The following is a 16,154-nucleotide window of genomic DNA, read 5'->3' as shown; positions in this document are numbered from 1 at the left end:
AAAATGAATAAAAAGCTACTATCATCAGTAGTTGCTGCGTCAATATTTGCTCTTCCTGCTATAAATACGACTCAAGCTGCAGAGAATTATCCAACTGCTGATATTGAGATGGATGGTGTAAAACAAAACTTCTCTCAGCCGGCAGTCGTATACAACGATTTAACACTTGTTCCGTTACGAGGTATTTTTGAAGCACTTGGTGTTGAAGTGGAGTGGGATGAAAAGCTGCAAAAGGTTACTGCCAATAAAGGTAGTGATGTCGTTGAATTGAAAATTGGCGAAAAACAGGCATTTAAAAATTATAAGCCAATCTCTTTAGGACAGGAACCAATGATTATGAATAACAGCACAATGGTACCGTTGCGGTTTGTCTCAGAATCATTTGGAGCGAAAGTTGATTGGGATCAAGCTACACGAACTGTAAAAATCACTTCGCCTTTAGAAGCGTCCGGAGAAAAGGATGCTGAATCCGCAAATGCCAAAACGAACGACAAAGCTGGGAAAACAAGTAAAGCCGACAACAATGATAACAACGACAACGACGCATCTTCATCTCTACCGGTATTAACTGCAGATCAAGCTATAAAAAAAGCCCTAGAGAATAGTACGAAGCTGAGAGCAGCTGATGTTGGGATGGAACAGCTTGAAGATAAGCATGATAATGCTACTAACGGTATTGATTTTTCTCCAACAGACCATGGAAATGGTCCAGAGGATGCAGCAGATAGAAGTACAGCTTTAGGAATACAGAAAATAAATTCTGGCATCCGTAAAGCTGAAAAGGAAATTGAAATATTAAAAGAGACTCTGACTTATCAGGCTAAAAATGCATATAATAGTGTATTACAAGCTGAAGAAAATTTAAAACTAGCAGAAAAAGAATTAGAGTTTGCTAAGGTTCAAAATAATATTAAAAAACAGCAAGCAGCTGTAGGGCTAATAAGTGATATTGAAAAAATAACAGCAGATAATACTTTGATAGAATCTCAAAAACAATATAAAGCAGCTGAAGATGCATTGGATAAGGCGTACGATACACTAAATCATCTTTTAGGATATTCAAAAGATAAACGTTTTAATTTAACAGATACACCTAAGAGTGATGAACCAATTGAAGAGAATGTTGACTATCAGGTTGCAAAAGTAATATCCGATAGTACTGCAATATATGTTGCTGAAGAAAATCTTAAGTTAGCTAAACTTGGATTAAATCTATATACATTTAATAGTGGACTTCCACAAGAATCATATACTTTCAATGAACTTGAGGTTGATAAAGCAGAGCTATCGCTTTCACAACAAAAGAAAGATATTGAAGATGGAATTAGACAAACATACCATGCAATTAAAGATCTAGAAAATAAATATGAAATATTAAAAACGAATTTGGCCAATCTTGAACAAAACCAAAAAGCGATGAAGGCTAGATACGACTTAGGTATGGTTCCGTTAGTTAATCTTCTGGAAGTAAATATAGGGGTCGAACGAATCAAAAAACAAATGTTTGATATTGAGGCACAGCTTGAATTGTTAAAAATGACTTATGAAAAACCGTGGGTAGCAAGTCCAAGCGGCATGTAACTATAAAAAATCGAAAGCGAATATTTCGATCATGTGAAGATTTATAGAGTAGCAAGTCCAAGCGGCATGTAATCATAAAAATTCCTTAAACCGAAATGGCATAAAGTGGGGAAAAATTGAAAGTGTCATCATCATTCACACAAAATAGATATTAAGAAATTTGATAAAAGTAATGAAAATTTTGAAATAGCGTGTCTGGCATTGTTCGTAGATCATGTTTAGTAGCATACTAAATATGGCAATGATGTCAGACACTTTTTTCTTATTTCATCCTCGCCATGCTACATCAGACAGAACTTCACCGAGTTTTCAAAACTCCCAGCTATTAAACATAAAAAATAGTGTATTTAGTTTATTAACAATTACAACATTTTAAACATTTTATGTAAAAAACTAGCATTATTGATCCCGGCAAACAATTTTTCTTGAAATTAATGGTTTCAAGTGCGACAATTTATTTTAAAAAATCATCATAAAGTCGTTTACAAGGGGTGGGGGTAAGTGGAAGCATACGCAGTACATTTTAACAGACAAGAGCGGCTAACGCCAAAGGACCGCCAATTTTGGTTAGCCATAGCAGCACTCGGCTTAGGTTCAATCTTAACTTTTGCAAATTTATATTTTGTCCATCCTTTAATGCCAGATTTTGTAGAGAGGTTTAACATTACTCCAACAGTTGCAAGTCTTTCTTTATCAGTTGCTGTAATTGCATTAATTGTTGGTCTGTTGTTTTTTGGCTTCTATTCTGACAGATATGGTCGAACGACATTGATGAAGGTAACGATGCTTTTATCGGTCATTCCTTTATTCCTCATTCCATTTGTAGAAAGCTTTTGGTTGCTCCTAGTCATTAGGACTGTGCAAGGATTTTTTATGGCGGGATTACCCGCGGCTGCCATTGCTTATATTGGTGAGGAAATAGAACATAAGAGCATAGGACTAGGGATTACGATTTATATTGCTTGTAACGCAATCGGCGGCATGGGTGGAAGAGTCCTTATTGGGGTGTTAACGGACATCACAAGCATGCAAATAGCAATTTGGACGTTATGTGGCATCAGTTTACTCATCTTATTAATATTTGTGTTTTGGCTCCCTAAGTCGCGAAATTTTGAGCCGAGTCAATTGCAGATTAAAGAGGACATTACAGGAATGTTAGTACATCTCAAAGATCCCGTATTAGTGAATGCCTTTTTTATGGGAATTGCTTTACAGTTGGCTTTTACAGGTGTTTGGACATATTTACCGTTTTATTTAGGGGCTGAACCTTTTTCATTATCAATGAAGGAGATTTCACTAATGTACTTAGCGTACACACTTGGCGTGGTCGGTTCGCCAATAGCAGGCAAGCTTGTTCAGACGTTTAGTCACCGTACTTTAATTATTTCTGGGGTTGTGATTTTGATTGCTGGCGATCTTATGACATTATTTAGCTCAATTCCGATGATCGTCATTGGGTTATGTGTCCTATGTCTTGGCTTTTTTATCACACATTCAATGGCAGCCGCATATGTTAATATGCAAGCGAGACATCATAAAGGTGGGGCATCAAGTCTATATTTAGTAAGCTACTATATTGGTGTTGCATCAGGTGGTACCGCAACAGGTCTTTTGTGGACCTCATTCGGCTGGGGAGGAATTGTCGCATTAACCGTATTGCTAATTCCGATCTCAATTAAAATCATGATTGATTATCAAAAAAGAATAAAGACTATTAGCCGCATATAGAATTTAAGCTCTAGTTAGATTTTAAAGAGGTTAATTGATACAAAAAAATACGAAAATGAAAATCCTTTTTTCAAATACTATTAACCTAATTAAAGGGCAGCTACAATTTGATACCTTTTATGTTTAGAAAAATACGTATACAACATGAAAAATAGAGTTGTTAAGTTCGGAACTGATAATTAATGAGTGTACCGAGTAAACTTCTTATCGTCACCTCCACCTGAACCGGGTTGTTAAGTTCGGAACTAATAATTAATGAGTGTACCTGCAATTTGTTGAAACACGGATATATATTTCAAATCGTCGTTAAGTTCGGAACTAATAATTAATGAGTGTACCGGATCATCATAATTCATAATTGAAAATTATTGGAAATTCTTCATAATTTGTTACGTATATGTATGCTATAATGAAGGGGCAAAAAACGCTTCATTTTGCCGAATAATATGAAGTACTGTCAAATGATGCAACCTTTTACCAAAAATTTGATATGTTCTCACAACGAGTTTCTTAGTATTATAGGTAACTAGTATAAGATTTAAAGGAGTACTATATATGAATGAACAAAAAGTTAGTGAACTGAATCAAGGGCAGCTGTTAGAAATCCTTCAATCTGCTTATCAAAAAGGTGAAAAATCAATTATTAATAATCCTAAAGAAATGGTTCAAGAAATGATTTCCCAAATGAAATCGATAAGGGCAAAGTAATGAGAAAGCTCAAGCTGTTCTTTGGGATTGTATTCGTTTTGATTGTTATCGGTTTTATTGGGAAAAATCCGTTGCTGCAAGCAGTGGCGGATTTTTTAGTTGCGGAGGAAACTGCGAAAAAAAGCGATGTAATAATCGTTCTCGGTGGGGAAATAACTGGAGAACGTACGAAAAAAGCGGTCGAGCTTTACAATCAAGGTCATGGTGACAAGCTGATTTTTTCAGATGGAACCGATTTATCATGGCGTACAAAAGCTGTTGATGAAATGGTAGCTTTGGCACTTGATCTAAATGTTCCAAAAGAGGATATTGTAAAAGAAACCGATTCACGCAGTACATATGAAAATGCTTTTTATTCAAAAGCAATGATGATAGAAAATAACTGGACTTCAGCGGTTGTAGTAACGACAGAATGGCATACGAAACGAAGTCAGTTTATTTTCGATAATGTTTTTAAAGGGTCTGGGGTTCGTTTGACGTATGCAACTGCACCGGACGAGCGGATTGATAGTCTTAAAGAATGGTGGAAGGATTCTGAGAAACAGCAAATTGTTTTGACCGAATGGGCAAAACTGCTAGTTTATTGGTTGAAATATTAACGTGGTAAATTTAAGAAATAGTAGTTAATTACTTGTAAAAAAAATGACCCACTACTATATGAAATACTAACGTGGCAGAATTATGAACTGCGAACGGCTGATTAGCGCTTGACAGTTAAATATTATACTTGATTTATACTATTATGTTAAAATAATAAAAGGAACGGATATGAAAGTTTCACAACCCAAAGTCTTACACTCGCAAAATCGCCAGACTGAAAAAATGAGGCTTTTTTTACAAAGGCTCTGTTGTGGTTTAATGTTCAACATCCACCTTTAATAGACAACCATGTAAATATTTAGCTCGAAATTGAATGAAATAACAGTTATCCACAGTAAATTAAGGGTAGAGTTTTTACAAAAACAACAAAATAATATTTTGCTAGACTGAAAAAAAATGAAACTATTTCATAGCCAAATACGACAATATAAGATAGAGATAAAAAAGCACAGTAGGTAAAGGGAGAGGTAAAATGAAACGAACTAGATTGGCTGTCATACTGTCATTTTTATTAGTTTTTCAAAGCTTTGCTGGTGCAACGCTAGCGAGTGCTTCTGTGTTTGGGAAGAAAGTGGATGAGACAAGCACTCAGCTTTCACCTGGAGTAACCTATGTTGAACAAACATTCAATGGCAGCACTACAAAACAAGAGGTTAATATACTGAATGTAGATTTAAATGATCCGTTTACATTTTTAGATGTAGGTATTCCATATCCATTAAATGCAACCGCTACTGTTTCACAACATGCCGCACAAAATCATCGTGAAGGCAATTTTGTGATTGGTGCAACAAATGGTGGATTTTTTGATACGAATGGGAAGTATCCGGTAAATTTAATCGCTAAAGACAACCAGTTGATTAATTTGGGTGTCTTTGGGTTAACGAAAAAAAGTCCAACAAATGCCCCAATTGCGTTCGGCTTGAACAGTAACGGCAAAGCTATTATTGAACAATATGAATTGAACTTTGATGTTTCCGTTGGTGATTTTTCACAAAAACTAACAAAGATAAATACAACGCGTGAGGATGGTGCGGTCGTTTTTTATACGAGACCAAAACAGACTACTGGAACAAATGAATGGGGTACAGAAATTGTGATTTCTGATGTTACTCCTTCTCCGCAAAATCTTACGATTGGACAATCCATGACTGGTATAGTTTCGAAGATTACTAGATTTGGAGAAGGTGGGAATGCTACTATTCCAGCCAATGGATTTGTAATTTCTGCTCATGGTGAAGAGTGGGCAGAAAAACTTCAAAATATTAACGAGGGTGATTCTGCTACTATTCAGTTTAACTTAGGTGATGTTTGGCAGGATGCAAAATATATAATCGGTACAGGCCCGTTGTTAGTGAAAAATGGCCAAGTATCCATCTCGATGGATGAGTCACAATCTTTTGCGAAGGACCGTCATCCGCGTACAGCAATTGCTACAAATAAAGCAGGTGATGAAATCTTTTTAATCACTGTGGATGGTAGACAAAATGGTGTTAGTAGCGGTGCGAATTTGCGTGATTTAGCAAATTATTTAATTTCGTTAGGAGCCTATCATGCTATTAATCTTGATGGCGGTGGCTCAACAGCGATGGTTGTTCGTCAATTAGGTGGTCAGAAGCCAACGCTTGTCAACAATCCATCAGGTGGTACGGAAAGAAAGGTATCAACTATTTTTCAAGTGATAAGTACGGCACCAACAAGTGAGCCGAAAACATTAAAGCTTACAAAGCCTGACGGGAAAATTTTAAAAGGTACAGAAGTTCCGTTAACATTTAAATATGCGATTGATAAATATATGAATCCGGTTTCGATAGACGTTGATGACATTAGATTGTCAGTAGATGGTGGCATTGGTGATGTTGACGACATGACTTTTACCGCGGAACGGGCCGGTTCAGGGAAAGTTATTGCGAAATATGATGACGCCTATGGTGAGCTTCCGATAACGGTAGTTGATTCGTTTGATAAAATTGAAATTCTACCGAAGTCAGTTGTCATTGGGGTTGATGAAGCTATCCAGTTAACTGCTAATGCTCTTAATAACAGTGGCGAAGCTCTACTGTATGATCGCTCATTAATCAAATGGTCCGTTGAAGGTGGAATTGGTGAGATTTCCGCTGACGGCATGTTTACTGCAGGAAGTGAAAAAGCTGCTGGTAACATTGTAGCTTCATACGGAAATATTACGGCAAAAATTCCAGTCAAAGTTGGCGCGGATCCAGTTTTAATTGATGGATTTGAAAGTATTGCAAACTGGTCTGCCGATCAGGCGAAGGCTTCTGCATCAGTTCGGCTTTCAGAGAATGGTGAACCAGTAAAAGATGGTAAAACTTCAATAAAATTATCATATGATTTTACAACTAGTGAAGAAGGTATTAAAGCAGCCTATGTTGCAGCAAAAACACCAATTCAGCTTCAAGGGAATCCAAAGGAGTTAGGTGTTTGGGTTTACGGTGATGGAGCAGAACATTGGCTACGTGCTAGCGTTATAGATGGTACAGGTAAAAAGCATACCATTAACTTTACTGAAGAAGGCGGTTTGACGTGGCAGGGCTGGAAATATGTCCGTGCACAAATGCCAGCTAATCTCCTAGCACCAGTGAAATTTGATCGTATATATGTAGCAGAAGCCGTAAAGGAAAAACAAAATAAAGGCGAAATTTATATTGATCGATTAATTGCAGCTTATGTAAGTAATCACAGTGATAGTGGAGCTGTCACGCAGCCAACGCAACCAGTGGATCCAACTCAGCCGACTGATCCAACGGTGCCGGTTCAACCAGAACCTCAGCCACCTGTAGTTGTATCATTCAAGGATGTTCCAAGCAACCATTGGGCATATAAATCAATCGGTTTCTTAAGTAGTAGAAATACGATTCGCGGCTTTGAAGATGGAACGTTTAGACCAAGTGGAGAAATTACGAGAGCAATGGCGGCTGCGATGATTGCGCGTGAGTTTAACCTGACTGAGTCAGACAATCCGCTGAAATTTACCGATGTAAAAGCTAATCATTACGCATATAATGCTATAAAAGCAGTCTCTGAAAAAGGATTAATTAACGGCCGAACAGCAACAGAGTTTGCACCAGATGCACCACTTTCCCGTGCAGAAATGGCAGCCGTATTAGTGAAGGCTTACAACTTATCAGGCAAAACAGATAAAACCTTTGCTGATGTTAGCACTAGCCATTGGGCAAGCGCGGCAATCAACGCACTTGCTGCAAACGGAATTACTGGCGGCTTTGAGGACGGCACATACAGGCCATCAAAACCAACAACACGTGCCGAATTCTCATCCTTCATGGAGCGCGTCATAAAATTGCAAAACAAATAATAGAGTCCCACCCACGCGGTGGGATTCTTTCATTAACTAGCCACCAACCTCCGTATGGTAGTTATTTGCTTAGTTACCAAAATATGTTGGGGTCAGGAACCTCTATGGACACCTCTATGGCACCCTCTATGGACACCACCCTGGCACTTGGAACAATTTTGGACAAACAATTATGGGATTTTTATACGTTTAAGTGGTGCATGAGCTAAGATTAAGTCAAGTAGTCTAGAAATCGCCAAATATCCAAATAATGGTAGTCGGCTAATAAAATGGTCTAGTCGGACAAAAAGTTAGCCTAGCAGGACAATAAAATTCAGGCTGAGGTTAATAAATGGTCGTATCCCGCTAATAAGTTTAAATTTATAATGAGGATTCAAGATTTCTGCAAGAAAATCGATCGTTTTTTTATTCCATTCCCTTTTTTAACTTAATTTGATATAGTCTGATGTAGTGATTAGTTGAATAATGATTGATTTTTTTTATTTTTCATCAAACTTAACTAAAAGTTTAGTAAATCATTAACGAATTAAGTGTTTCACTAATATATGGTGAACTTGCATAACACAGTTATAGATGAAAAACGTCCAATATCGCAAATCAAATATAAAATTCTATATAATTCAAAAAGTTGGTGAAACAAATGGCTGATAAATTCGTCTCTATATTAGGCGTGAGTTTTATTGATACAAATATGAAAGATATGGTTGCGAGAATTGAGCAACGCTTATTGAACCATCAAAAGACGTTTATTGTAACAGCAAATCCTGAGATTGTCATGAAAGTTCTTCAGGATTCAACGTACAAACAATACATAGACAAAGCAAATTATGTTACAGCAGATGGTATTGGTGTTGTGAAGGCAGCACAAATTCTAGGGAACCCATTGCCAGAGCGGGTTGCTGGTTATGATCTTATGCGAAATCTTTTAACTGTCGTGAACGAAAAAAAATTAAAGCTCTATATGCTAGGCGCTACAGAAGAAACGATTCAAAAGGCCGTTCAAACAATAAAAATAGAATTCCCACAAATTGATCTTGTTGGTTATCATAATGGTTTTTTTCAGTGGGAGGACCAAGCGATGATAAATGAAATCCTCGAAAAACAACCGGATCTTATTTTAGTCGCTTTAGGTGTACCTCGTCAGGAAAAGTGGATAGCGGAGAATATTGACACAGTGGAAAAAGGTGTATTTATTGGCGTTGGCGGCAGCTTTGATGTTCTTGCTGGTACAGTGAAACGGGCACCGGCGTTTTGGCAAAAGCTGAATTTAGAATGGTTATACCGTTTGTTAAAGCAACCTTCAAGGTGGCGGCGGATGCTGGCATTGCCTCATTTTGCTCTTAAAGTATATGAGCAAAAAATAACTGGTAACGGCAAAAATTAATAATGTTAATTGTAAAAATTTTAGAAAAGTATAATAAACTGCTAGCAACCATTTAACAAGCAAAGTGGATGGCAACTATCAAAAAAAAAATTAAAAAACATCTAAGAAACAATTAAATATTCGAATTGGCCTAGTTAAACAAACGTTTAATTAATCGCTCAGAGAGTCTTAAATTTTTAATCAAAATTTACCCAATGAAACCAAAGTCAGGAGCTAACTCGATTATGAGTCAATCTTCATTTATAAAAGGAACAGTTATCATTACAATCGCAACGCTGATTTCCAAAATTCTAGGAAGCATCTACCAAATTCCTTTGCAAAATATTGCGGGGAACAAGGTACTTGGAATATATGCTCTCGTATACCCAGTTTATATGGTAGTACTAATACTATCTGTAGCGGGAATACCGCTAGCAATTTCAAAATTAATTTCGGAAGCGAAGGAAGCAAATCGTGATAACGAAATTGCAGAAATTTTTCATTCCGCCAGTGCGCTAGCAATTTTATTCGGAATCATAAGCTTTTCGATCGTGATGATTTTTTTAAATCAAATTTCCATAGCTTTAGGTGGGGAATTTACGAAACCAGCTGTTATGATTGTTTCAATAACGTTACTAATCGCACCATACATGGCTGTATATCGCGGTTTTTTCCAGGGATTTGAAGATATGAAACCAACGGCCGCATCACAAGTCATTGAGCAACTTGTTCGTGTCGGTCTTATTATCGCGATCGCGCTTTACCTTGTGAATCAAGGGGCGTCAAGCGAAAAAGTTGCAGGTGGTGTAATGGTTGGTTCCTCAATCGGAGCACTTTTATCGCTTGTTTATCTTCGTACACGCTTTGTAAAATTTAAGTCGCGGCCACAAGGAATGAAACTTTTTTCTTTGAATATATTTAGGCAGTGGGCACCGAAGATTTTAACACTATCGATTCCGATTGCAGTCGGGTCACTAACGATGGCGTTGCTAAATATGATTGATTCCGTTACGATTCCTCACGGGCTTGTTTTTTCAGGCATACAATCAGATGGTGATATTCAAGAGCAAGTCGGTATTTACAGACGCGGTCTATCAACTGTGCAAATTGCAACAGTATTTTCGAGTGCTGTCATTTTGCCGTTAATCCCGATGATTACAAAAACTATTGCCAAAAACGATATGAAAGAAACGAATACATATATAGAACGTTCTTTAAAGCTCGCACATTTAGTTTCATGGCCTGCAGCGATGGGCTTACTCGTACTAACATTACCTATTAATAAGGGATTATTCATGGATTTTCAAGGTAGTGATGTGTTAGCTATCATCAATTTTAGTTCTGTATTCACATCATTAACGGTCTTAACAACGGGGATATTACAAGGGATTAATCGTGTAAAGCTTGCAGCATGGATTATTGTCGCAGGTGCGTTGCTGAAAGGGTTATTCAATATCCTGTTTGTTTCCCAATCAGGTATTATAGGAGCAGCCTACTCCACACTTTTAATTTACGTAATACTGATGTTTGTGAACGTTTGGTTTATTTTTAAAACAACAGCTTACAGCATTTGGCGAAAAGAAACGCTTGTATTTATTGGAGCAAGTATTATAATGGGATTTGTGGTTTTTTCGCCATTACTATATTTTGTCGAGACTGATTGGTCAAGGCTTCAGTCATTAGTGTATATCGTGGTTATGATACCAATTGGCGGTATCATTTATGCAGCCCTAGTAATAGTAGGGAAAGGTCTAAAAAAAGAAGAGTTACAATCGCTGCCAGTAATTGGCCGCTATTTCAGCAAATTACAACAGCAAAATTGAGTTAACCTAATACATATAGAGTCATGAAAAATATCAACGAAAAAACGAACATAATCGCATTTTGTCGCAAAAAAGATTACTCTATACTAATAGATATGGTATAATCTCATGTGATGCTAGAAATAAAAGGCAAATTAAACAAAATCATATTCTCTTAGAAATATTTGCAGTAAGAATAAATGTATAAGTCACAATAGGATAGTTAGTAGGAATGACGGATATCTGGGGAGTGTCTTCAAATATGCTTATATTAACGGCAATTATATGTTTTCTAGCTTCGGTAGCTTTAACACCAATCGTTAAAAAGTTTGCAATAAAGATCGGCGCTGTTGATCAACCTAATCAACGGAAGGTTCATGAAAAAATTATGCCACGGTTAGGTGGATTAGCAATTTTTATAAGTATGCTACTAGGTTTTGCAATCGCCCAGCCACATAGTGAATATACTTGGCCATTACTAATTGGAGCCACAATAATTGTCTTAACAGGAGTTTTCGATGACCGCTTTGAAATTTCTCCAAAGGTTAAGTTACTTGGACAAATACTAGCAGCGGCAGTTGTGATATATGGGGGAGTTCAAGTTCCACTTATTAACCTTCCATTTGGTGGAACGATTGACTTAGGTTATTTCAGTATTCCGTTCACACTTTTATGGATTGTCGGAATAACAAATGCGATTAATTTAATTGATGGTCTCGATGGACTTGCTGCTGGAGTATCATCAATTGTATTAATTACAATTGTCACAATGGCACTTATCATGGGTAACAGCATGTTTGTTGTCATAGTCGCATCAATTTTATTAGCGAGTACATTAGGGTTCCTAGTATACAATTTCCATCCAGCAAAAATTTTCATGGGAGATACAGGAGCACTATTATTAGGCTTTATGATCTCTGTTATCTCAATTTTAGGATTTAAAAATATTACGGTATTCTCATTAGTATTACCTGTGTTAATACTAGGTGTACCAATTTCAGATACGCTTTTTGCGATTATCCGCAGAATTGTCAATAAACAACCGTTATCAGCTCCAGATAAATCGCATTTGCATCATTGTTTATTACGATTAGGTTTTTCTCACCGTAAAACAGTATTAATCATATACTCAATGAGTGCATTTTTTGGAGTGGCAGCTGTGATGCTTTCTAAGTCAACCTTATGGGGTGCGGCATTAATCATTACTATTGTATTATTGGCAGTACAGTTTATCGTTGAACGTGTTGGGTTAATTCATGAAAATTATCGACCTATGTTAAACTTAGTTAGAAAATTTGCAAATAGTAAAAGATAACGAAACTTGCGATACTTACGGTAAAAGCTAGTTAATTAATATGAAAAGGGAGGCTGGATCCAGCTTTCCTTTTTAACTGTTTAGGAAATTATAAAATTTGGTCCTGTGGATAAATACTATAGCACAGAGAGAAGTCGTCCAGCTCCAGCCCCCAACGACTAGTAAACTTCGCTCATCTCTTTTGCGATAAGTCAACATCGACTCGTCCCTCGACGTGTTTTGTTTATCTTAGTCGATGCGCTCTTAGTTTATACGTCGCTAATCAGGGCGCCTATAGCTTTTGTTCTTAGTAAAGGTTATTTTTAAAATGTGTAATTGGAATTATGTAATGTAAAATTATAGAAATTAACGTGTAATAGTAAAATTTTCGATTGAAATTGTAAATATGAAGCGACAGATTGTAGATATATAAATACTTGCACGAAATGCAAACATAGTCGTTAAACCATAAATATCGGATCAAATTTCAAATATACTGTGCGTAATTGTAAATACACTGACCTCATGTAAGTAAGGAAAGGATGTTGGATTCATTGAAAAAAATATTAATGGCGATTGTAGCACTATCGATATTGTTAACAGCACCACTAATTTATAACCGCGCCAAAGTGGAATGGCAAAATGATACATATGAAATGATTGTCCCATATGAGGAAATTCGTGAGTTAGAAAATCGAGGTTTAGACACCGGAGAAATGCTAAGTACACTTGCGGATCTTGGTGTAAAAGGTATTTCATTTGAACCAACCGGAATTCAAGACCTTGAGAAAAAGGGTCAAGTTATGACGTTAACTAAGAGTGACCTTTTCAGCATGCTGCAAAATGAAGATGAAGTAACACGTGAAAATGTATTATACTCTCGTGCAAATGGTTTATATATTTTATTACGAAATGATTTAGATGAACGATGGGAACGAGCAATTTTAACAACCTTTAAGGACAGAATCGAAAAAGTTGAAGATGTGCCAACTCTTACAGGAGAATCACTTTATTTTATTAGTGGTTTGAACAAACAAGAGCTTTTGCAAGGTACCACAACAGTATCGAATCCAATTTTAACAAAACCAATTGGGTATGACGAAGAAGTAATAGCAGAGTACGCTGCTTACGGTTTTGAGCCAGTTTTTCGAATTGGAAATAATGTGAGTGAGGCAAACAGCTTTGTATTAGATCAAATGAAACAGCTTTCCGACCAATTTGATGCACATAAAATCGTATTTACAGGTAATGCGATGCTAGGTGTATCTCCACATGAGGATCTTGAAATAACTGATGCTGAAGAATACGCTCTAAGATTGAAAAATGAAGGCTTTGTCTTGATGCCAATTGAATTCACTGATCAAGACGGACTGCAAACCTATGCACGAACATTTCAAAATAAAATCGTGAGACTGCATAGTATTGACTTTTTTGATGGTAGAGGTGGCTATACGGACCGTGCAACTCGTGCCGTAAAAGAACGAAACATCCGAGCTCTTTACATCCATATTGCTGATATAAAACGGTTAGAAGCAGAAATGATTACAGCTGATCAATCATTTGAAGTAGCTACGATTGGCATTGATGCAATTCAAGAAAAAATGGCGGACAAGCATCAGCCGGGCATTTCTCAATCCTATAATATTTTAAAATCATCAACATGGATGACACTAGCCGCACTTATCGGTGTTGCAGCGTTCATAGCCGTTGCTGCGCTGATGGTATCCGAAAAAATCGCACTGCTTACGTTTGGTGGTATGCTCGTTGTAGCAGCAGGCTATATCGTAACAGGATCAATTTTATTTTTACAGGCGGCGGCATTAGCGGTCTCAATTGTTGCGGCTACATGGGCTGCAATTACAGGTGAATATATAAACAGTAAAAAAGAAATGGTTATTAAGTTTGTTAAAGCGGCTGCAATCGCATTAATCGGTGCATGGTTCGTTACAGCATTGTTATATGGCAACTTATTCTTAGTGAAGATTGATGAGTTTAGAGGTGTGAAACTTTTATTTTTATTGCCAATTGTATTAACAGGCTTACATGTTATTCGTGATCATGTAAAAGAACTAGCTCTGGCCTTTACCCGAAATTATTATTTCATAATTTTTGCCGTATTAGCGGCAGGGATGGCAATTTTACTGTTGCGCTCAGGTAACGATGCTGGTGAAATTGTATCAGGTGCGGAACTAATGTTACGACAAGGGTTAGAGGACTTGATGTTTGTAAGACCACGAACAAAGGAATTTTTGATTGGATATCCACTGTTTGTACTAGCGATGTTTATTATTTATCAAGGTAAAGGATGGGAACAACGGATTGGCAAATACCTATTAGCAGGTGGAGCAATCGGCTTTTTATCAACAGTAAATACATTTACCCATTTGCATATACCACTTTATATTTCAGTATTGAGAACCATATACGGCTTTGCAATCGGTGCATTATTAGGAATCGTACTTATTTGGATGTACAAGCTAGGGAAAAAATACTGGCCGCTTATTCAAGCGAAGCTATAACGAAAAAATCTAGAGGATTACACGAAAAAATCTAGAAGCTATACTTAAAAAATCGTTTAGTCAATTATTAAAGTGGGGTTTTAAAATGAGAGTTGTATTGTCGGGTTATTATGGATTTCATAATGTAGGTGATGAAGCAATACTTCAAGCGATTATCACCGCCTTACGAAAAAAGAATAAAGACATCGAAATTACGGTGCTTTCAAATGATCCTGATTATACTAAGGGAACTTACAACGTAGACGCCGTTGATCGCTGGCAGATGTCAGAAGTAATGAATGCGATTCGCCAAGCAGATGGAGTTATTAGCGGTGGTGGAAGCTTGCTACAGGATAAAACAGGAATGAAGACAGTTCCTTACTATATCGTGATCATGATGATTGCTTACTTTTTTGGGAAACCTTTTTTCATTTACGCTCAAGGAATTGGACCATTACAGCGAAAGTTAAGTCAGAAGCTTGTAAAATTTGCGATTTCCAAAGCAAAATATATTTCTGTTCGTGATCAAGAATCCTTACAATTGTTGGAGAAAATTGGTGTACGCCAGCCGATTGACTTGGTTCCCGACCCTGTAATGGGAATGACTTATAAAAAAGGCTTAAATAAATCGTGGTTAACAAAAGAGGGGCTCACTTCGCCTTTTATTACAGTCGCAATTCGGGAGTGGCCCACTAGCACAAATTTTGCAGAAAAAGTTATAAAAGCATTAGATGATTGTGCGAAAAATGGTCAGAAGATTGTATTTTTACCGATGCATGGTGAAGATGATGACGAGACATCCAGGGAATGGGCATCACGCATGAATGCTGACGTTGCAATTTTTCCATATGATGCAACCATTTCTGAGAAAATCTCCCTCATTGGTGATTCTACCCTTTTGGTGGGTATGCGGCTTCATGCATTAATTTTTGCAGCTATTGCAAATACACCAATGGTTGGAATTTCATATGATCCCAAAATTGATTCATTTATTAATCAAATCGACCAGCCGTTAATTGGCAATGTTAATGGAGACTGGACTCCTGAACAGCTTTATGAAATGATTCAAGATCAGCTTCAAAATCACCAGCGACAAGCTACTCTTTTAAAAGAACAAGCTAAGCCGCTGCAACAAAATGCAAATGAAACTGCACAAAAGGTGCTTAGTTTAATAAATAAATCCAAGTAAGAGTCTCTAGTTCAGCGAAGTAGAAAATGGCGAAATAGCAGTTGTTAAAGTTTTATT

At 36.9% G+C, this 16,154-nt stretch carries 10 protein-coding genes; all 10 read left to right on the top strand.

Annotated features, from left to right (window positions below):
- Positions 1-3 precede the first annotated feature (3 nt).
- The 10 genes from D612_RS0115855 to csaB all read left to right on the top strand — a co-directional run bounded on the left by D612_RS0115855 (position 4) and on the right by csaB (position 16,097).
- On the top strand, positions 4-1,581 hold the full coding sequence (locus D612_RS0115855; RefSeq protein ID WP_017756477.1) for a stalk domain-containing protein: 1,578 nt from the start codon (positions 4-6) through the stop codon (positions 1,579-1,581).
- Positions 1,582-2,082: 501 nt separating this feature from the next.
- Positions 2,083-3,309, top strand: coding sequence for an MFS transporter (locus D612_RS0115850; protein ID WP_017756476.1), 1,227 nt, complete (start codon positions 2,083-2,085; stop codon positions 3,307-3,309).
- A gap of 555 nt (positions 3,310-3,864) precedes the next feature.
- Complete coding sequence (locus tag D612_RS19555; protein ID WP_017756475.1) at positions 3,865-4,017, top strand: hypothetical protein; 153 nt, start codon at positions 3,865-3,867, stop codon at positions 4,015-4,017.
- Positions 4,017-4,616: a YdcF family protein gene (locus D612_RS0115840; RefSeq protein ID WP_017756474.1), complete on the top strand. Its 600-nt coding sequence runs from the start codon at positions 4,017-4,019 to the stop codon at positions 4,614-4,616. The genes D612_RS19555 and D612_RS0115840 overlap by 1 nt, the downstream gene beginning before the upstream one ends.
- 473 nt (positions 4,617-5,089) lie before the next feature.
- On the top strand, positions 5,090-7,951 hold the full coding sequence (locus tag D612_RS0115835; protein WP_017756473.1) for an S-layer homology domain-containing protein: 2,862 nt from the start codon (positions 5,090-5,092) through the stop codon (positions 7,949-7,951).
- A 640-nt stretch (positions 7,952-8,591) separates the two neighbouring features.
- A complete protein-coding gene (locus tag D612_RS0115830) occupies positions 8,592-9,335 on the top strand; it encodes a WecB/TagA/CpsF family glycosyltransferase (protein WP_017756472.1) in 744 nt (247 codons plus the stop codon).
- 224 nt (positions 9,336-9,559) lie between these two features.
- Complete coding sequence (locus D612_RS0115825; protein WP_017756471.1) at positions 9,560-11,137, top strand: putative polysaccharide biosynthesis protein; 1,578 nt, start codon at positions 9,560-9,562, stop codon at positions 11,135-11,137.
- A gap of 241 nt (positions 11,138-11,378) precedes the next feature.
- Complete coding sequence (locus D612_RS0115820) at positions 11,379-12,431, top strand: glycosyltransferase family 4 protein (RefSeq protein WP_017756470.1); 1,053 nt, start codon at positions 11,379-11,381, stop codon at positions 12,429-12,431.
- Positions 12,432-12,964: 533 nt separating this feature from the next.
- Positions 12,965-14,929, top strand: coding sequence for a DUF5693 family protein (locus tag D612_RS0115815; RefSeq protein ID WP_017756469.1), 1,965 nt, complete (start codon positions 12,965-12,967; stop codon positions 14,927-14,929).
- 85 nt (positions 14,930-15,014) lie between these two features.
- Entirely contained in the window at positions 15,015-16,097 is a 1,083-nt protein-coding gene (gene csaB / locus D612_RS0115810; protein WP_017756468.1) for a polysaccharide pyruvyl transferase CsaB, read from the top strand.
- The last annotated feature ends 57 nt before the right edge of the window (positions 16,098-16,154 follow it).

Origin of the sequence: Calidifontibacillus oryziterrae, assembly GCF_000331575.1 — a bacterium.
GTDB lineage: Bacteria > Bacillota > Bacilli > Bacillales > Bacillaceae_J > Calidifontibacillus_A > Calidifontibacillus_A oryziterrae.
The sequence above is the reverse complement of the archived record's forward strand: the minus strand, read 5'-3'. Positions and strand labels throughout refer to the sequence as shown.

Coding starts and splice junctions, on each gene's coding strand:
- D612_RS0115825 (WP_017756471.1), top strand. CDS start 9,560: ATGAGTCAATCTTCATTTATAAAAGGAACAGTTATCATTACAATCGCA.
- csaB (WP_017756468.1), top strand. CDS start 15,015: ATGAGAGTTGTATTGTCGGGTTATTATGGATTTCATAATGTAGGTGAT.
- D612_RS0115820 (WP_017756470.1), top strand. CDS start 11,379: ATGCTTATATTAACGGCAATTATATGTTTTCTAGCTTCGGTAGCTTTA.
- D612_RS0115840 (WP_017756474.1), top strand. CDS start 4,017: ATGAGAAAGCTCAAGCTGTTCTTTGGGATTGTATTCGTTTTGATTGTT.
- D612_RS0115855 (WP_017756477.1), top strand. CDS start 4: ATGAATAAAAAGCTACTATCATCAGTAGTTGCTGCGTCAATATTTGCT.
- D612_RS19555 (WP_017756475.1), top strand. CDS start 3,865: ATGAATGAACAAAAAGTTAGTGAACTGAATCAAGGGCAGCTGTTAGAA.
- D612_RS0115835 (WP_017756473.1), top strand. CDS start 5,090: ATGAAACGAACTAGATTGGCTGTCATACTGTCATTTTTATTAGTTTTT.
- D612_RS0115830 (WP_017756472.1), top strand. CDS start 8,592: ATGGCTGATAAATTCGTCTCTATATTAGGCGTGAGTTTTATTGATACA.